General features: G+C 35.2%; 22 protein-coding genes and 1 tRNA gene. 1 reads left to right on the top strand and 22 read right to left on the bottom strand.

Going from position 1 to position 19,127, the window contains the following annotated elements:
- Positions 1–18: 18 nt before the first annotated feature.
- From coaBC to BUC45_RS01300, 5 genes are read right to left on the bottom strand one after another with little or no spacing between them, the layout of a single operon-like run.
- Positions 19–1,230, bottom strand: coding sequence for a bifunctional phosphopantothenoylcysteine decarboxylase/phosphopantothenate--cysteine ligase CoaBC (gene coaBC / locus BUC45_RS01280; protein WP_296969671.1), 1,212 nt, complete (start codon positions 1,228–1,230; stop codon positions 19–21).
- Positions 1,231–1,238: 8 nt separating this feature from the next.
- Positions 1,239–1,448, bottom strand: coding sequence for a DNA-directed RNA polymerase subunit omega (gene rpoZ, locus BUC45_RS01285; protein WP_296969673.1), 210 nt, complete (start codon positions 1,446–1,448; stop codon positions 1,239–1,241).
- On the bottom strand, positions 1,445–2,062 hold the full coding sequence (gene gmk / locus BUC45_RS01290; RefSeq protein WP_296969676.1) for a guanylate kinase: 618 nt from the start codon (positions 2,060–2,062) through the stop codon (positions 1,445–1,447). The genes rpoZ and gmk overlap by 4 nt, the downstream gene beginning before the upstream one ends.
- A gap of 11 nt (positions 2,063–2,073) precedes the next feature.
- On the bottom strand, positions 2,074–2,364 hold the full coding sequence (remA, locus tag BUC45_RS01295; protein WP_013778542.1) for an extracellular matrix/biofilm regulator RemA: 291 nt from the start codon (positions 2,362–2,364) through the stop codon (positions 2,074–2,076).
- Positions 2,365–2,382: 18 nt separating this feature from the next.
- Positions 2,383–3,255 carry a YicC/YloC family endoribonuclease gene (locus BUC45_RS01300; RefSeq protein WP_296969678.1) on the bottom strand — a complete coding sequence of 291 codons (873 nt, stop codon included), beginning with the start codon at positions 3,253–3,255 and terminating at the stop codon, positions 2,383–2,385.
- Positions 3,256–3,433: 178 nt separating this feature from the next.
- On the opposite strand from BUC45_RS01300, the gene BUC45_RS01305 reads away from it, so the two are divergent.
- The gene (locus BUC45_RS01305) at positions 3,434–5,200 is read left to right on the top strand and encodes an NFACT RNA binding domain-containing protein (RefSeq protein WP_296969683.1); all 1,767 of its coding nucleotides are present in this window, start codon (positions 3,434–3,436) and stop codon (positions 5,198–5,200) included.
- On the opposite strand, the gene pyrR is transcribed toward BUC45_RS01305, so the two are convergent.
- From pyrR to BUC45_RS01385, 17 genes are all read right to left on the bottom strand, one after another.
- Entirely contained in the window at positions 5,189–5,725 is a 537-nt protein-coding gene (gene pyrR, locus BUC45_RS01310) for a bifunctional pyr operon transcriptional regulator/uracil phosphoribosyltransferase PyrR (protein WP_213975551.1), read from the bottom strand. The two genes, BUC45_RS01305 and pyrR, sit on opposite strands and share 12 nt — an antisense overlap.
- A gap of 74 nt (positions 5,726–5,799) precedes the next feature.
- Positions 5,800–6,723, bottom strand: a complete 924-nt coding sequence (locus BUC45_RS01315) for an RluA family pseudouridine synthase (protein WP_296969686.1) — start codon at positions 6,721–6,723, stop codon at positions 5,800–5,802.
- A gap of 3 nt (positions 6,724–6,726) precedes the next feature.
- Positions 6,727–7,188, bottom strand: coding sequence for a signal peptidase II (gene lspA, locus BUC45_RS01320; protein WP_296969689.1), 462 nt, complete (start codon positions 7,186–7,188; stop codon positions 6,727–6,729).
- An 89-nt stretch (positions 7,189–7,277) separates the two neighbouring features.
- Positions 7,278–7,919 (bottom strand): TraR/DksA C4-type zinc finger protein, encoded by a 642-nt coding sequence (locus tag BUC45_RS01325; protein ID WP_296969692.1) that lies wholly within the window; start codon positions 7,917–7,919, stop codon positions 7,278–7,280.
- 24 nt (positions 7,920–7,943) lie between these two features.
- Positions 7,944–8,246, bottom strand: coding sequence for a DUF5665 domain-containing protein (locus BUC45_RS01330; protein WP_296969695.1), 303 nt, complete (start codon positions 8,244–8,246; stop codon positions 7,944–7,946).
- Positions 8,247–8,318: 72 nt separating this feature from the next.
- Entirely contained in the window at positions 8,319–8,957 is a 639-nt protein-coding gene (locus BUC45_RS01335; RefSeq protein ID WP_296969698.1) for a DivIVA domain-containing protein, read from the bottom strand.
- A 12-nt stretch (positions 8,958–8,969) separates the two neighbouring features.
- Entirely contained in the window at positions 8,970–9,227 is a 258-nt protein-coding gene (locus tag BUC45_RS11945) for a YggT family protein (protein ID WP_366749465.1), read from the bottom strand.
- Positions 9,228–9,261: 34 nt separating this feature from the next.
- Positions 9,262–9,696 (bottom strand): cell division protein SepF, encoded by a 435-nt coding sequence (locus tag BUC45_RS01340; RefSeq protein WP_213975544.1) that lies wholly within the window; start codon positions 9,694–9,696, stop codon positions 9,262–9,264.
- A gap of 18 nt (positions 9,697–9,714) precedes the next feature.
- Positions 9,715–10,407 carry a YggS family pyridoxal phosphate-dependent enzyme gene (locus tag BUC45_RS01345; protein ID WP_296969701.1) on the bottom strand — a complete coding sequence of 231 codons (693 nt, stop codon included), beginning with the start codon at positions 10,405–10,407 and terminating at the stop codon, positions 9,715–9,717.
- 11 nt (positions 10,408–10,418) lie between these two features.
- Positions 10,419–11,609 (bottom strand): HlyD family efflux transporter periplasmic adaptor subunit, encoded by a 1,191-nt coding sequence (locus BUC45_RS01350; RefSeq protein ID WP_296969703.1) that lies wholly within the window; start codon positions 11,607–11,609, stop codon positions 10,419–10,421.
- Positions 11,610–11,849: 240 nt separating this feature from the next.
- Positions 11,850–13,151, bottom strand: coding sequence for a hypothetical protein (locus BUC45_RS01355; protein WP_296969706.1), 1,302 nt, complete (start codon positions 13,149–13,151; stop codon positions 11,850–11,852).
- Between the two features lie 18 nt (positions 13,152–13,169).
- The gene (locus tag BUC45_RS01360; protein WP_296969709.1) at positions 13,170–14,378 is read right to left on the bottom strand and encodes an S-layer homology domain-containing protein; all 1,209 of its coding nucleotides are present in this window, start codon (positions 14,376–14,378) and stop codon (positions 13,170–13,172) included.
- A 625-nt stretch (positions 14,379–15,003) separates the two neighbouring features.
- Positions 15,004–15,080: transfer RNA gene (locus BUC45_RS01365), tRNA-Pro, on the bottom strand.
- A gap of 149 nt (positions 15,081–15,229) precedes the next feature.
- Positions 15,230–16,120: a homoserine kinase gene (thrB, locus tag BUC45_RS01370; protein ID WP_296969712.1), complete on the bottom strand. Its 891-nt coding sequence runs from the start codon at positions 16,118–16,120 to the stop codon at positions 15,230–15,232.
- Between the two features lie 4 nt (positions 16,121–16,124).
- Entirely contained in the window at positions 16,125–17,186 is a 1,062-nt protein-coding gene (thrC, locus tag BUC45_RS01375) for a threonine synthase (protein ID WP_296969715.1), read from the bottom strand.
- Entirely contained in the window at positions 17,187–18,455 is a 1,269-nt protein-coding gene (locus BUC45_RS01380) for a homoserine dehydrogenase (RefSeq protein WP_366749467.1), read from the bottom strand.
- Between the two features lie 28 nt (positions 18,456–18,483).
- Positions 18,484–18,927, bottom strand: coding sequence for an ACT domain-containing protein (locus BUC45_RS01385; protein ID WP_296969720.1), 444 nt, complete (start codon positions 18,925–18,927; stop codon positions 18,484–18,486).
- Positions 18,928–19,127: the final 200 nt, after the last annotated feature.

Here is a 19,127-nt window from a genome sequence, read left to right on the forward strand (position 1 = left end):
CTCCCCTCCGAAAAACCCTTAAAGTTTTTGATATTGCTCCATATATAAAAATACTCTATCTAAAATCTCATCAGCTAAATCTTTTTTCAGCATCTTAGGCAGTTCTTCAATTCGACCATCTCTGTATAATATTTTTACTATGTTTGTATCTTTGGTAAATCCGGCTCCCTCTTGTGTAAGGTCATTTAAGATGATAAAATCAAGATTTTTTCTTGTTAATTTATCTTGGGCATTAGCTACTGCATTAGTTGTTTCAGCTGCAAATCCGACCAATATCTGATGCTGTTTTTTATTTCCTAATTCTTGTAAAATATCTGGATTTCTCCTAAGTTCTATAACCATATTAAAGCCATGTTTTTTTATCTTCTCCGCTTCGAAATATTTAGGTGAAAAATCTGCAACAGCCGCTGCTTTAATAACAACATCAACCTCTGGATAATGTTTCATTACAGCTTCAAACATTTCCTGGGCTGTTTCGACCGGTATGTATTTATAAAGTCCCAGCGGCGGAGCAAGATTCGTTGGCCCTGAAATCAATATAACTTCTCCGCCACGATGAATTGCTTTTTCGGCCAAGGCATAACCCATTTTCCCAGAAGAATGGTTTGTAATAAATCTTACTGGGTCAATAGGTTCTCTTGTGGGACCAGCAGTTATTAAAAATTTATTGCCTTTTAAATTACCGTCTTTTCCTAAAATAATCTTAACTTGAGTTACAATATTTTGTGGTTCCGGAAACCTACCTTTCCCAGTATATCCACATGCTAATTCGCCTTCTTCCGGTTCCATGACAATAGCACCAGTTGCTCTTAAATATTCAATATTTTTCTGTGTTACAGGGTTTTCATACATATTTACGTTCATAGCAGGTACAATTATCTTTTTTGCTTTAGTGGCAAGTGCTGTTGAAGTCAGCATATCATCAGCTATTCCTGCAGCCAACTTGGCAATAATATTCGCAGTTGTCGGCGCTACTAAAAAAATATCAGCTTTATCAGCCAACGATACATGTTCAACTTCCCATGAAGAAGGTTCTGTAAACATATCAATAATAACCGGATTCTGTGATACAACTTGAAAAGTCAATGGTTTGACAAATTCACACGCAGATTTTGTCATTACAACTTGGACATTAGCACCGGCTTTTTTCAATAATCTCACGAGTTCTACCGCTTTATAAATTGCTATACTGCCGGTAACTCCTAGTACCACAAACTTATCTTTAAGCATGGTTCACCTCATTGTTTTGTCCCGGGTTTAACCCGTTCTATAAGGATTTTTCCTGCATCAAGTTCAAATAATGCTATTGAAACAGGTTTTTTCGTGTTTACCTCTACAAGTTCTTTTGCACCTTCTACCAGTTGGCGAGCTCTTTTAGCCGCTGCTACAGCAATAATGTATTTGCTGTCATATTTAGTTGTAAGAGAATCTATAGACGGATACATCATAATTGGCTTCCTCCTTTAATCTCCAAAAGTTTCTTTTTATTTCTTGACACCCTACATCTTTCTGCTAGGACTATAGATTGAAGCATTAAAGCTGCTGTATCCAAATCATCGTTTATTATAACATAATCATAGCCAAAGGCTGCCTGAATTTCCTCTCTTGCGCACTTGAGCCTTAAATCAATGGAATCTTTAGTATCACTGCCTCTTTTTATGATGCGTTTTTCTAATTCTTTAATGCTTGGAGGCGCGATAAATATAAAAATCCCCTCAGGATAGTTTTTTTTAACTTGAGCTGCACCCTGTATATCGATTTCAAGAATAACATCCTTGCCTTCGCTAAGCTTTTTAATAACAACATCTTTTGGTGTGCCGTAATAGTTAGTATATACCTTAGCCCATTCCAAAAATTGTCCCTTTTTTATTTTATCTTCAAAGTTTTCATGACTCATAAAAATATAATTAACACCATCTAACTCGCCAGCCCTGGGTGATCTTGTAGTGGCAGATGTAGAAAGAAACACATCTTCAACTTTATCTACAAGTATATTGCATAATGTTCCTTTGCCAACTCCTGAAGGACCTGAAACCACAATTAACATACCCTGTTCCCTCATTGAAAACCCCTCTATTCGAAATTAGTTTCTTCTTCTTCAACTTCATCTTCTATCAGGTTTTTATTGCTGCCCAATCGATGCGCTACGGTTTCAGGTTGAATAGCAGATAAAACTACATGATCACTGTCCGTTATTATAACTGCACGGGTTCTTCGGCCATATGTGGCATCTATAAGCATCCCGCGATCACGCGCCTCTTGTATTATTCGTTTTATAGGAGCTGATTCCGGGCTCACTATGGCTATTATTCTATTAGCCGATACTATATTCCCAAATCCGATGTTAACAAGTTTAATGTCCACACTAATACCTCCTGATTTTTACTCGATATTTTGAATTTGTTCTCGTATTTTCTCAAGTTCGCTCTTTATTTCAATGACTTCTTTAGAAATGCCACAATCCAACGACTTGGCAGCTATTGTATTTACTTCTCGAAACATCTCCTGAGCAATAAAATCCATTTTTCTACCTACTGCTTCCTCAGAATTTACCAGCTCTTTCATTTGGTCTAAATGACTATTTAATCTAACTATTTCTTCAGTTATACAAGCTTTTTCAGCAAATAAAGCCACTTCCATCTCGATCCTTTGCTGATCAAGTGAAATGTCACTGCAAAGCTGCTCCAGATTGAACATAAGTTTTTTTCTGTATTCAGCCGGAACAACTTTTGCCCGTTCTTCTATTAATTGTGTTCTATTTTTAATAATTTCAAGTCTTTTATATAAATCCTTCCAGAGGTTTTCACCTTCCTTTTCCCGCATTTTAAATAAGTTTTCCAGCGCATCATCTATGGGCGGCACTAAAGTATCCCATAGTTCCTGTTCTGTAGGAAATTCTTCTTCTACATTAAAAATATTTGGCATCAGAGAAAGTAGTGACAATGAAATTGGACCTTCGAAACCAATTTCATCTTTTAACTCTATCAATTTTTTATAGTAATTGTTAACAAGTGTTTTGTCAATTTTTATATTCACTGGAACGTTCTCGTTATACAGGTTAATAAATACATCAATCCTACCTCGAACTATTTTCCCCTTAATATAATTTTTTACCTTCTCCTCCAGAAAAAGCCAAGGTTTTGGTAGTCTGACAAATATATCTAAAAATCTATGATTTACTGAACGAATTTCTACAATCCAGTGATATTTGCCAATGTTTTCTCCTCGACCATAGCCAGTCATGCTTTTAATCATTGTAAACTCCTTGTAATATTCATAATAGATAAAAACCTATTAAACCAGGGTTAACCCTGGTTTGCTCAATAATCGTCCAAATTATTATATCATTTAATTTTGTTTTAAACAATAATATCCACGCCTTCAAAAAGCCTTATTTTAGTGTTATACTTAAACACGATAAGGAGGTTTTTTTATGCCATTTGATGGGATAGCATTATTCGGAACAATATCTGAGTTAAAAGAAGTAGTAACCGGAAGCAAAATAGTTAAAATCTCACAGCCAGATAAAAATGAACTTATTTTTACTATTCGAAGCAGTCGACAAGAATATAAACTACTTTTATCGGCTGATTCTATAAACTGCCGAATACATTTAACCGATGAATCGGCTAAAAATCCACCTTCCCCTCCCATGTTTTGTATGTTACTGAGAAAATATCTTTTAGGAGGTAAAATAGAAAAAATATCCCAAAAAGGTTTAGAGCGTATTATTGAAATTATAATACAAAATACGGATGAATTCATGCAGCCTGCAGAATATAAGCTCATTATTGAAATTATGGGAAAACACAGCAATATTATATTATTGGATTTAAATACTGATACAATTATAGATTCGATAAAGCGGATAAGTTTTGAAGTTAATCGATATAGGGAAATTCTTCCAGGAAAAGTATATACACAACCGCCATTAGAACAAAAAATAGACTTGTTATCAGTCGATGATAACTATATTATTTCATCTATCAAGGAAGCATCTATGTTGAAAAATCAAAAAACTTTAAGCAGATGGCTTCTTGATAATTTTGCAGGTTTTTCAGGAATTTCATCTCAAGAGATTGCTTTAAGGGCAAACGTAAATCATAAAACCCCTGTTTTCAAGCTTAGTGATGATGAAATAAAATGCATTGCAAAAGTTCTGGTAAATCTACAGAAAGATTTGATATTGCACCGCTTTAATCCTCATTTATATTTAGCTCGGGATAATGGTCAGCCTATAGATTTTTGGATATTTCCTATGACTATGTATCAAAAAGAACACGCACTTTCTAATCTTACGATAAATAATGCCGTTGACTCTTTCTTTTTACGAAAAAAAGAGATTTCAGTTTTAAACACTGCAAAAAATCAGATTAAATCAGTAGTGTTAAAGCGCATGGAAAAATTAAAACAAAACTTGGCCTATTTAAAAGAAAGAGAAAATAGGACTTCTGACTTTCAAAAGTATAAATTATGGGGTGAGGTTTTATCTGCTAATTTATACCGTATAAAACCCGGGCAAAATCAAGTTAAACTGCCTAACTTTTATAACCCGGGTAAAGAGGTTATAATTCCGCTAAATGAGAAACTATCGCCCGCTCATAATGCTCAAATATATTTTAATAAGTACAAAAAATTACAATCAACCAAAAAAATTCTTGCAGAAAGAATAACTAATACATTAAAGGAAATTGAGTATTTGGATAGTATTCTCGTAAATCTAGATTACAGCCAGAATATGGCAGACTTATCAGAAATCCGGCAAGAGCTAGAATCTCAAAATTATATTAAGATATTTAAGAAAAAACAACAAAAAAATGCGGCATCAGAGCCATTGCGATTCAAATCTTCAGATGGTCTTACAATTTATGTAGGAAAAAACAATAGACAAAATGATAATTTGACTTTCAAGAAGGCAAGGCCTGATGATTTATGGTTTCATGCTAAAGATACTCCAGGCTCTCATGTAGTTATTGAAAGCCATGGAAATGAAATAAGCGAAACCACTTTAGCTGAGGCTGCTATTTTAGCTGCTTATTTTAGCAAAGCTCGAAACAGCAGTAATGTTCCAGTAGATTATACCTTCGTTCGACATGTAAAGAAGCCTTCAGGGTCAAAACCTGGTTTTGTCATATACTATCATCAAAAAACTATCTATGTAACACCTGATGCAAACATTGTTTCAAAATTATCGTTTTAATATCACAACATTGTTTTCTCCATCTACTTCTTCTAACCTAACTTCTACTATTTCTTCCCTTGATGTGGGAACATTTTTCCCTACAAAGTCAGGTCTTATCGGCAATTCTCGGTGACCTCTGTCTATGAGTACCGCTAATTGTATTGTTTTTGCACGGCCTAAATCCGCCAAGGCATCAAGAGCAGCTCTTACAGTTCTGCCAGTGTAGACTACATCATCTACTAAAACTATATCTTTGTTGGTTATATTGAAAGGTATTTCAGTCTTATGCACTACGGGCTGAGAAGTCAAGCTTGATAAATCATCACGATAAAGGGTTATATCAAGAATACCTACGGGGACATTCACTCCCTCAATAGAAGAAATATAGTCTGCTAGTCTCTTAGCCAGCGGAACTCCTCTTCGTCTGATACCTACTATTGCCAAATTTTCTACACCCTTATTTTTTTCTATAATCTCATGACTGATTCTAATTAAAGCACGATTTACAGCTTGCTCATCCATTATGCGTGCCTTTTCTTCCATTTTCAATTCATTCCTTTCTAAATGCTCATATAGCAAAAAGCTATGGCAAAAATTATAATAATTTAATTCAAGGTCTATTTATTTTTCCTGTTTCTTAAAATATTCAATATAAGACTCATATCATCGGGTAGTGGTGCTTCAAACTCCATATACTGATTATTGCTGGGATGGCGAAAACCAAGTTTATACGCATGAAGTGCTTGCCCATCTATTTCAAAGGGGACTTTTTTCCTTGAATAAATAGGATCCCCGACAATCGGATGACCGATAAATTTCATATGAACCCTTATTTGGTGCGTTCGCCCTGTTTCAATAGCTACTTCAAGGAAAGTAAATTCATCAAATCTCTCTAATACCTTAAAATGCGTAATAGCTTCCTTTGAATTTTTTGTAGTAACTACCATTTCTTTTCGTTTTATGGGGTGTCTTCCGATTGGAGCGTTTATTGTAGCTCTATCTTCCTGAACCTTCCCCCACACTAAAGTTTGATAGACTTTTTTAACTTCTCGATTCTTAAGTTGCTTTGAAAGATTTATATGTGCAATATCATTTTTCGCCACAACGATTACTCCAGAAGTATATTTATCCAACCTGTGTACTATTCCCGGACGCATCGTACCGCCATGTGTAGATAAATCCTTGGTATGATTAAGAAGAGCATTAATAAGTGTGCCTGAATAGTTCCCTGGAGCCGGGTAAACTACAAGACCCCTAGGTTTATTTATAACAATAATATCCCTGTCCTCAAAAATGATATCCAATGGTATATCCTCTGGGTCTATAGAAGGCTGCAAGACTTGAGGAACAGTAACAATTATTTGGTCTTCTTGCCTTAACTTGTAGTTAGGTTTTACAACAGAGCCATTTACCTTTACCCAACCTTCAACTATGCTCTTTTTTAAAAAGCTTCTGGAATCTTGCAGTTTATCAGCCAAAAAAACATCTAGCCGTTTTTTTTCATCATCTCTCGTTACTGTAAATACATATTTATTATTCAAGATTTACCTCCTGTTTTTACTCTGCAAGCTTTCTGGCTCTGTATGAAAAGTTATAAGATATGCCAAAATTAAAGTGCCTACAACTATAGCGCAATCTGCTATATTAAAAACCGGCCAAATCCTAAAATCCAAAAAATCAACCACATAACCATATCTTAACCTGTCGATTAGATTTCCTACAGCTCCACCAAGAACCATAGCCATAGCTATTCCGAAAATTTTTTCTTTGATTGGATATTTAATCATTATAAATACAATTATTAATGTAATAATAACGGAAACCGCAGTAAAGAAAAATATCTTGCCTTTTAAAATACTAAAAGCTGCACCTGTATTTTGCACATAAGTTATGTGAAAAATATTTTTTATAACAGGAATTGAATCATATGGTTCCATTTTTCGTTGTACAAAATATTTCGTTACCATATCAGCTGCCAAAATAAATATACTCAAAATAATATACAAAACTGCTACCTCCACTGCTTGCGTTTTTTTCAATTATATAATACCTGTTTTTAAACTTCAATGCAAAAAAAATGCCCATATAAGGGCATCTATTTCCCAAATTCATTTTTATCATCTTCATCAGGGTCTTCTTCATCTATAATACTATCGATCTTCTCTACTATACCTCTCTTTTCATCGCTATCAACATATGTTTCATTATAGTAAGCCGCCTCGTTAGGTACATCTTGAGGACCATCAGATGTACCATATCTTGCTACATCTTGCCATGCATCTTCACCATCATACTCTATTTCACCGGTATCATCAAGAAAACTTCTACCGAAAGGAAAATTGAGTACTTCTTCTTCAATAGGTCGTTTACTATGGTCACCAGGCCTTTCTTCCGACTTTTTACAATCTACGCAAAAGGTCGTATAAGGTAAGGCTTTTAACCTCTCTTCTTCAATTATTTTTCCGCATCTTTCGCATCTCCCGTAAGTTCCGCTACTAATTCTATCCAATGCATGATTGACCTTCATTAATAAGAGCTTTGCATTTCCTTTTAAACCTTGGTCTTTTTCCCTTTCAAATGTTTCGGCACCTAAATCTGCAGGATGATTATCATACCCTGAAAGTTCACCTACGGACTCTTTTAATGACTCATTGCTGTACTTTGTCAAGTTGTCTATTTGTTTCTCTAGTTCGTTTTTAAGTTTTTCTAGTTCGCTCTTAAAATAGTTTAGGTGCAAGCATTGACCTCCTTATTTGTAATGTTATCGTATAGAAATTTGTTTCTGGACAATCTCTACTATATCTGCAATAAATGTTCCTATAATTGGTAATTTCAAAATTACCATGCGTTGAAGTATATAAATAACAAAAGCACCCAGAAGGGTGAATCCTATGGCCATGCCAAAACCCCTAGCAAGACCACCTAAAAAATTAACGTAAAGCACTTTTTTTGGATCTCTTAAAATTTCCAAATGTTCCGCCAGGTTAAGCTTCTCTATTCTTATTGAAAGCTCATCGATTTTTTGACTTAAATCCTCAAAAATCTTTTCATTCTTATCACTCATAAGGATTCCCTCTAAAATAATTTATCCAATTGAGTTTTTTTTATTCCGGGATTTTGTTTTAATTATTATAGATTATTCCTCTTTTAAAAAGCTTATCTCACTTATATTGCTTCTTACATCAGATGTTTCTTCAGTTAGTGTTTCTTCAGTTAGTGTTTCTTCAGCTGATACTTTTTCAGTAAATACTTGTTCATAGTCCTCATCATCGGTAACTGCAGCTTCCAATGTAAGGTTACTTAAATCCGAAATATTATTATTAAATATATCCAGCTTCAGGCAATCCAGGTAATCCAATTGAGATTGAAGAAAATTCTTAAATCTCGTTTTGTATAAGTAAAACTGCCGCATCAATTCTTCATTTTGATTATTTATTTGATTATATTTTTCCTCAGCGCACTGTAATATCTTATCTGCTTGCAAAGATGCCTGTTTTAAGATTATTTCCCTTTCTTTCTGCGCATTGGCCTTAACCTCTTCAGCAGTTTTTTCAGCTAAAACAAGAGTATTTTTTAATGTAGCTTCAATTTCTTTATAGCTTTGTATTTTCCCCTCTAAAAACTCAATTTGCTCTTTTAAATCTTTATTTTCCTTGTATATCTTCTCGTAATTCTCTGTTAACTTTTCTAAGAACTCGTCAACTTCTTCTTTGTTATAACCTCTCATAGATTTGCTGAATTCTTTTTTTTGAATTTCCAACGGTGAAATATCCATTATACCATCTCCTTACCAAAGAATCGCTAACAATAATCTGATGATGATTCCTCTTAAAACATCCAGAAAAAGCAAGGCCAATATAGGCGAAAAATCTAGATAATAGCCGGGACCTCTAGGTATGAATTTTTCTAAAAAAGACCTGAAAGGAAATAGAATAGGCTCCGTAATTTGATAAATAATTCTATAAATATCTGAATTAATCGGATTTGGGAAAAATGATAAAATAATCCGTATTGTAATCATAAAATAGAGAAACTGAAACAACATATTAACTATCTTTAGTAGCAAAACCTCACACCTCTCATTTAGAAATTAGAGATGATTTTTCTAAGTTGTATTCTTCCATATCAACTCCGGAAACATCTATATTGTCTGGTGCAAAAACAAATATTCCTGAGCCTATTTTCCTTGCAGTTCCGTTTAATGCATAAATACTACCCGCCATAAAATCCAGTATTCGCTTTGCGTTTTCCTTATCTAGTTTTTCTAAATTTACTATAGCTGCTCTTCGATTCTTTACCTCGTCAGTTATTTCACGAACTTCTTCAAAGGAACTAGGTTTAAATATTACCATTTTATTCTTGCTTGTTTGATGAATATTAATGACTCGACTTGCAGGTTTTTGCTCAGGCCTTACAATGTAAGGTTCATAATTTTCTTTTTCCGGTTCTTCAGGCATTTCATCTTGGATGCCCAAAAAATACAACACTTTTTCAAAAAACGTTTTTGTGCTCATTTTTATCACCTCTTAAAGTTATTTTTCCCTAGCCCCAAAAACACCGGTCCCAATCCTAACCATATTTGCCCCTTCTTCAACAGCCACTTCAAAATCATTGCTCATTCCCATAGACAAATATTCCATATTTACATTATTAATAGGTGCTTGCTTTATATTTTCGAAAATTTCTCTTAATTGTCTAAAATATGGCCTTACCTCTTCTGGATTTTGCTTAAAAGGAGCTATTGCCATTAAACCTCTTACCCTTAAATTTGGAAATAATGCAATCTTTTCTATAAAGCTTTTAGTATTATCCGGATCTATTCCATACTTTGTTTTTTCTCTACCAATATTTACTTGAACCAGGACATCAATTGTTTGTTGTATCTGCTCGGCCCTTTTTTGTATTTCTTCAGCTAGTGGCAAGCTATCGACTGACTGAATCATAGAAAATAAGCCAAGCGCCATCTTCACTTTATTTCTTTGTAAATGACCTATTAAATGCCATTGAACATTTCCCTTTACCAATTCCTTTTTATCACGGGCTTCCTGAACCCTATTTTCACCCAATAAAACAAGACCGCTATCAACAGCTTTCTGAATAATTTCAGGCGGAATTGTTTTTGTGACTGCTACTATATCAATGTTTTCAGGGTTTCTACCCGCTCGCTCTGCAGCAAATTTTATTCTTGATTTGATGTTTGCAATATTTTCTTCTAATAAAGACATATTATCCCCTCTTATTTTTTTAGTAAAATTTTATCTCCTGGTTTTAATCCATCTATAATTATATCATTTCCATTGCGAGCTATAATTTCTATGGGTTTAAAATGCTTTTTACCTTGTTCTATTATATATACCCCTTCCCTTCCTTCATTAAAAAACAAACCCGTTGAAGGTATTATGTTACCAGTATAAGTTCCAGTAACAACAAATACTTTAATTTTCCTCGAGTCCAGAAGACTATCTAAGCCTGTATTAACTAAAAAAAAGCCTGTAGACCCATCTTCGCTAATATTTATCAGTTTTGCTTTTATTTTTTCACTACCATCAGCATCATCGAGCAGTTTTATATAGTAACTTCTTCCTTCCTCCATTTGATACTCTAGCTTAAGTGCTAAATACCAAGAGAAATTATCTATTATTTTGATTACAGCTTGGTTTGTTTTTATGATTGCTGATAAATCTCTATTACTTGAATCATCGCTTACCGCTTGCAATTGAGAATAGGTAAGTTCTTTAAGTGTATCAGCAACCAACAAGTCTTCAAAACCATCTATATTTAGGCTTACTATCCCTGCAATCGGAGCATAAACCACTGTGTCAGATTCATTCAACATATTTTTTAACTGCTCCAATTGTTCTTGTAAGACATTTATATTAGCTTCATTTGAATCAATTTTTTCCTGTTTTTCTTTGGTTAGCCTGGTTAGCTCATCTTCCAGTAATTTTACTTTGTCAGAATCGCCAATATCTGTGGCATCTTTTAATTTTTGGGTAATATCTTCGATGGATTTGTTAATTAGATTTAAAGATATCGATGAAGTATCCTCACCATCTTTTAAGGATTTTATTTTATCCTCAATTTCAGTTATTTCTTGCAGATAAATCTCTTTTTTTCTGGCATCGGCAGTAACTCTAAAAACCGGCGTACCTACCCTAACTCTTTCGCCTGAATCTACTAGCAACTCCAATTTGCCATTTGTCGGTGATAAAACCACTTTTTCATTTTTTATAATAACAGCATCAGAAAAAAAACCTTCATCAATCGTTCCTTTTGACACTACATATGTTTTTATATGTAAAAAATGATGGGCAACAAAAATTAAGATTCCAATAAAAAATAAAATCAGGATAGAGCGTATTTTTAAAAAAAACGACTTTTTTTTAGGCTTTAAGTATATCACCTTTTTATTAGAATTCTGATGCATCTTTCAAATCACCTTTTTGGGCAAACTACCAAGCAGACTTGATTAGGTATGCGCTTTACAGTAAACTAAGTTATTATTTTATATGTTCTCCAAAAATAGGCATAATCCTCTTTTTTGAGATTGCTACAGTTAAAAAATAAAACACCCGCTTGTATAGGTGTGTTTCTGTGGTCTATCCAAATATAACATATTTTTTATTCACAAAGCTCACTTAAAGTAGGCAAACTCAAAAAATAAAAATCATCTGTATTCAAATACCTCTATATCCGCACTGGTATCCTCACTACCTACCGGAATAAAATTCGCCCGTGCCCGCACACTAAAATCTAAACCATCCTCAACACTAAATGTACCCTCAAAGGTATTATCACTAAAATTAAATTCCCTAGGATGCTCGTTATCCGGATTAACTACTATCTTATACGTCCCCTCTAGTTTTCCCCCCTCCGGTATTTTTACACTATCTTTAAAATCTACCGGAACAGACTCACCTACATCAATTTTATTAATAAAAGTCTCCTTATGCCCTTTTTGCCCGTCTTTAGTCTCCCAGTCAAGAATAACCTTAACAGGAAGCTCCCCATTTTCCTTCTTTAATTGATTGTTTTCCAATACTACATCAGCACCAATATTTAATTTATCACCTTTACTAATATTAGCCCAACCGTTTTCTACCTTTAAATTAACCTCCTCACCTATAATCATAATCTCACCAGAATTAAGGTCTATAATCTGCATCCTACTCTGTACATCTTTTGCGCAATCTTTAAATCGAAGAGGAATACGAGCCTCCGTCGAAAAACGTCGGTCAAATACATTATAATAAACCTTAGTCCCTGTAGCATCTAAAGCCGGCCCCTCATCACCTTTAGCATCCGCCTGGAAAAACTCTACCTCACCACACCTTAAAAGGTATCTCGCCTCATCTAAAAGACCTGGATTGTTTTCAATCCCTAATGCCTTAAGTAAGTACTCCCTGCTTAAAACTATAGAGGAAACGCAAGGTGTATTAAACCCCGCATCTTGGTATTTCTCCGTAAGAAAACGCTTTATATTAGCATTAGACTCCTCACGAAATTCTTTTGTTCTTTCGTACTGTGTATTTACAAGGGCAAACTGAAAATCTAATCTACCCTTACCTGGAAAATAAACAAGACCATCCTTAATAGGAATCTTTTTTTCATTTACCGGAACAAGACCATCTGATATATTAAGAAAATCACCGTTTAAAAGAGCTACCCTATACCCTACCGTCCTGTAATAAAACCGACCGGGCTCTTTTTGAGCATAGGTCGACTGCTCATATAAGGTTAGGCTGTCAAGCTGAGCCTTGCCGTCAGGGCCGCCGGAACGCTTAGGGTCGGCTTTGTCTTGAGTGGTATCAAGTAAACCTAAACGTTCAAACCTCATCTCAAGTCCGTTTTTGTCGTATACTGTCGGAGGTAAATCTCTGTCATCGGCTTTTACAGGAAGTGCCACAACCCCTATAAGCATCACAGCCGCAAGGAAAACAGACAACCTCTTTATTCTATACTTACTCATCTTTATACCATCTCCTTCTTAGTCAAAAATATTGGACTCAACCCTGCTTGCAAAAAACACCTTATGTTCCTTACCTGTAAACCCTACCTCTACCCCCCAATCTTCTCGTCCGTTCACTATTACCCTAAAATATTGTCTATTAGCGGACTGCCCTGGCTTTGTCTCCCAGTACAAATCCTTGCACACTACAACCGACTTTGCATCTACTTCTTTTGTATTTTTAAAGTATTCCTCTATAGACGTCTTATACTTTTCAAACAAATCATCGTCAATCGTAGTCCATCCCCCAACAATAGTGCCCTCTGGAAACATTCTGCACATCGGCCCTAAATCCTTTATCTTTTGGATTATGGCAGGGGTAAGCTGGGATTCGCTAACTATTCCCCCAGACTTATCAAGGCTTTCCCAAAGCTCATCGACATTTTCGCTTTTAGGAGGATTTTCTATTCCCTTATCCTTTGCAAGTTTATCGAACATATCATCGGTTATAACAACATTAGATGGATGAACATCCTTTATGCCTACCATCTCTTTATTGTCTGCAGGAATCTCTTTTCCCATAAATTTAACATAGCCCTGAGAGTTTAATTTTCTCATAAACTCTACCGCCATTACACGATTTAAAGCCGCATCTACATTATAAGAATTAAACGTCATCTCACCTGGTATCATCCCATATGTTAAATCGTTTTCATACATAAAATACACTGCCTGACGTTCATTTAAATTAAGCCCGTACTTAGCCGCAACTACCCGAGCAACCTCCCCCCTGCTAAGCCCCGTATCCCTTGCCTTATTATCATTATACCCTTTAAGGGGTATCTCCCATTTTTTAAGCTCTTCATAAATATTATCCGACCAGTGGTTATGTCCTGCTATTTTAAGCTTTTCTTTATCCGTATTTTCTACATACCTCGCAACTATCGTAGCAAACTCCGCCTCTGATACCTGTATATCTGGTCTAAATGTCCCATCCTCATACCCTTTTACTAAACCTTCCTCTACACCCCATTTTATAGCCTCTATACCCCAGTGGCTATTTTCTACATCTTTAAAAAGCCGGCTCTCAGCTAAATTAACTACCACCTCATCTACCGTAAGCACCGCATCTACCTTTACCTCCTGAGCTCTCGCAAACCCTGAAAATACACTAGCCGTCATAATAACAAAGGCTATCGCCACTACTCCCAACCTCTTTAAAGTCCTTTTAATTCTGCTGTCTTTCATTTAAATCTCTCCTTTAATTAAAAATAATAAAATCAGTTATTATTAATAATATTTATTAATATTCGACACTTTTTTTGAAGTCCCTTCTTTTATTTGGAAAAAAGTTGCTTTAAAAGTGACTCTCTGCATATTCCCTATGATGAATCTTCAGGAATTGATTTTAGCGGGATGAATTTCCACTGGTTTTTTCTTTCTGTTTTGGAATGCTAAAATATCGTGAATATGTGAAAATTCTCGTCATAATTACTTATATATTTTGAAAGTTCTGCATTTTTATTATGAAAAACTAGACCTGAATTAATTTGAAAGATTGCAACAGTAGGAGAAATTAAAAAGATTTTAGCTCAAACTAAAAAATAGGTTATTTCACAACAACTTTATGATAAAATAAAAAGCCTGAAACCTTTGTTGTTACTAAGGTTTAGACTTTTTTTGCTTGGTTTTTGGTGTAAAAGTTAAGATAAAATCTTGTATAGCAAATTTTAATAACACAATAAGGCCACCCGCCTAATTATTTTAAAACAATTAAAAACAGGTGGTCTTAATATCGTACATTAGGTTTTAGGAAAATCACTTGATTTTTTATGTTTTGTAATTACCTTCAAACCTTTGATATTCCTTAAACTGGTCTGAGTGGGGGGACTTGAACCCCCGGCCTCTAGAACCCCATTCTAGCGCGCTACCAAACTGCGCCACACCCAGATTCTTTCAAATGGCATATATTATTATAAAGCATAGACTTGGTAATTTCAAGTCCTTTAAATAATTTTATGGTTTTTCAAGACGATTTACTTTGCCGGGTCACTAAATGATTGCTTCTTATGAATAATAAAGAAGCTATACTCAACTATTTATAAAAATTTTACCCCTTCCGAATCTGATGACAGTACTTTATAGCAAGACTTTATACCTGCTCTTGAAAAGATGTCTACCATATGTTCACCTAATGCGTCAGCCCTTTCCCTTAAAGTTAGACATACAACTGTAGGGCCGGATCCACTTAAAAAACCTGCAAAAGCACCCTTTTCCCTTACTGTCGTAAGTATCTTTTCCATGCCGGGAATTAATTGGCTTCTAAATGGTTGGTGCAACCTGTCCTGACAAAAAATATCCATATTGGATAAGTCGCCTTGAGCCATTGCAGCTACAAGCATTGCCGTGCGACTAATGTTAAATACAGCATCTTTAAAGTTTATCTCTTCAGGAAGGATCTTCCTCGCATCCTCTGTTTTTAGCTCAAAATCCGGTATGCAAACCACAAATTTCAGCCAAAATGGCATAGGAAAGGTTTTATAAATAATCTTATTTTCATATATCATGGATAGACAAAAACCCCCGAATGCTGCAGGCACCACGTTATCAGGGTGTCCTTCCATTTCGGTTGCAATTTTCAATAGCTCACTGTTCTCAAAAATATCCCCTATCAAGTTATTAGCCGCCATTAAACCTCCAACTATGCAAGCGGCACTGCTTCCCAGACCTCTTGCTAGAGGAATATGGTTCTCTAAAACTATTTTTAAATCCTTGTTTACATCTGCACGTTTTAGAACTTTAGCAGCCGCCTGGTAAACTAAGTTGGTTTCATCTAATGGAATTTCTTCAACTCCTTCTCCTTTTACATAGACTTTGGGTTCATCTGAAAATTCCATATCAATATAGTTATATAGTCCTAGCGATGCGCCGAGGCAGTCAAAACCCGGACCAAAATTTGCTGTCGTAGCCGGAACCTTAACTCTTATCATACTTTCACTCCCCATATATTTCTTTTTCTAGCAACTCCATTCTTGCCTCAATAACAGTAGGCTTTACTCCGTTCTGAATAGCCGTGTCGGGATCTTTTAAGCCATGACCTGTTAATACTGCCACGATCTTCTCTCCCTTTTTCAAGACCTTATCCTTACACATTTTTATAATGCCTGCTACCGAGGCAGCCGAAGCCGGCTCAACAAAAACACCTTCTTTTTTTGCCAAAATTTCATAGGCTTGCAAAATCTCATCATCTGTTACTTTTTGTATCTTGCCGCCAGAATTTTCAGCAGCTTCTACGGCATACTTCCAACTTGCAGGATTGCCTATTCGAATAGCCGTAGCAATGGTTTCAGGATTCTCAATAACTCTATTTTCAACAATTGGTGCCGCACCAGCGGCTTGGAAGCCCATCATTTTAGGTAACTTATTGCTTTTTTTAAGCGAATAATATTCCTTAAACCCCTTCCAATAAGCCGTTATATTTCCTGCATTCCCTACCGGAATAGCAAGATAATCCGGTGCCTCTTCAAGCTCATCGCAAATTTCAAAAGCAGCAGTCTTTTGCCCTTCAATTCTGTATGGATTTATTGAATTAACAAGAGTTATTGGTCTCTTTGAAGAAATTTCTCTTACCATCTTTAAGGCATCATCAAAATTGCCATTTACAGCAATCACTTTTGCTCCATAAACAATTGCCTGAGCTAGTTTTCCCATAGCAATTGCACCGTTTGGAATCAAGACAATACATTTCAAGCGAGCTTTTGCCGCATAAGCAGCCGCTGAAGCTGAGGTATTGCCTGTAGAAGCACATATGACAGCATTTGCACCATCTTCAACAGCCTTAGAAACGGCAACAGTCATTCCCCTGTCTTTAAAAGATCCTGTTGGATTTAAACCCTCGTATTTTAAATAAATATGTGCTTCGGTATCTAAATACTCTTCCAAATTCTTTGCTCGAAGTAAAGGCGTATTGCCTTCACAAAGTGTAATGATATTCTTTTTATCTTTAACAGGAAGATATGAAAAATAATTATTAATTATTCCTGTCTTTTGTTTCATTTAACATTCCCCCTCAACTCTAATCACTGTAGATATTTCAACTACCTGTTTATATGCCCTGATTTCATCTAAGGCTTCTTGAAGATTTTTAAACGGTACATCATACGTAACCATGACGATTTCAGCAGTACCATTTATTGTGTTCTTTTGAAATACTTTTGATAAACTAATTTGATTCTCTCCAAAAGCTCCTGCAATTTTTGAAAGCACCCCTGGCCTATCAAAAACTCTCAATCGTAGATAAAAACTCGTTACACTTTCTCCCGGATCCATTACATTTAGGTGATTGTAGCATGTACAGTGAAGTTTACCCCCGTTTTTGTTTCTAATGGCTTCCATAATATCTGCAACTACAGCACTTGCAGTAGGCATTTTACCTGCTCCTAACCCATAAAACATGACAGGTCCCACAGCATCACCTTCAACCATTATTGCGTTAAATGTTCCGGATACACTGGCCAAAGGATGATCTTTTTTTAACAGCACAGGTGTTACCGAAACTTCTATATTATTTTCATTTTTTTTGCCAAGAGCGATGAGCTTTATAACTGCTCCTAATTCACGTGCATACTCAATATCTAAAGGACTTATGCTATCTATACCTTCTGTGTAAACCTGTTCTGGAGTAATGCGAGTATTGAATGCGATAGAAGACAGTATGGCTAGCTTTCTTGCGGCATCAAAGCCTTTTACATCATTTGTAGGATCGCTCTCTGCATACCCTTCTAGCTGAGCCTTTTTTAGTGCTTCACTAAAGTCTTCGCCTTTTTCAGTCATCTGACTTAAAATATAGTTAGTAGTACCATTTAATATTCCCATTACCTTAACAATGTCATTAGCGGATAAGCATTGTTTCATTGGCATAATTATTGGTATTCCACCGCCCACACTGGCTTCAAATAACAAATTCACATCTTTTTCTGCTGAAATTTTTAAAAGTTCATTTCCGTGTTTTGAAATCACCTCTTTGTTTGCGGTTACTACATGCTTCCCTCGGCTTAATGCTTCCCTAATATAAGTAAGAGCAGGCTCTTCACCACCCATAACTTCAACAACCACCGAAATGTCCTCGTCTTCTAAAATATCTTCAAATTTATCTGTTATTTTCCCCTCTACCAAGCTTGACCTTCTTTTATTTATATTTTTTACAAGAACTTTTTTTATATTTATTCGGTCTCCAATTCTTTTTTCTATTATATCATTATTTTTTTCTATTAACTCTACGACTCCTGTGCCAACAGTGCCTAAACCTAAAATACCAATTTGTATCATTATTTAACCATCTCCTGTTGTTTTTTCATCCTTGGGCTACTATGTCAACTTTTTGAACGCCATCCTTATTTTGTATGATTTCCAATAAATCTTCAACATTTTTAGTCATATTGCCGGTTTCAAAAGAAATAGTAACACCTGCCATATTCTGGATAGGAATATTTTGATTAATAGTTAATACATTGCCATGGGCTCTTGCAATCTCATCCAAAATCGCGGATAAAACACCCGGTATGTGCTCCAACAACAAAGAAACCGTTATTATCTTACCCATACTAGCCTCGTAAAAAGGGAAAATATAATCTTTGTACTTATAAAAGGCACTCCTGCTCATGCCCACAATTTCAGTTGCTTCATTAATAGTTTTGGCTTTTCCGCTCTTTAAAAGCTCTTTTGCTTTAACAGTTTTCCTCAAAATCTCCGGCATTATTTCTTCCTTTATTATATAAAAACCGCCTTTTTCGACCAACTCCGTTCCCCCTTAATCAATTGTACGTATGTTGTAAACATATATACATAGATGGAAGACATTATAGCACAACCTTAAACAAAAAACAATGCCATATATTCATGAGCTTTTTGCTTTGTGACCTTTTTTATTCTCAACCATAATTTTACAGCTATATTTTCTCCATTTAATACGCTCAAAAAAGGTTTTTATTAGGTCAA

It is taken from the genome of Tepidanaerobacter sp. EBM-38, assembly GCA_001896545.1.
In the GTDB taxonomy this organism is placed as follows: Bacteria; Bacillota; Thermosediminibacteria; order Thermosediminibacterales; family Tepidanaerobacteraceae; genus Tepidanaerobacter.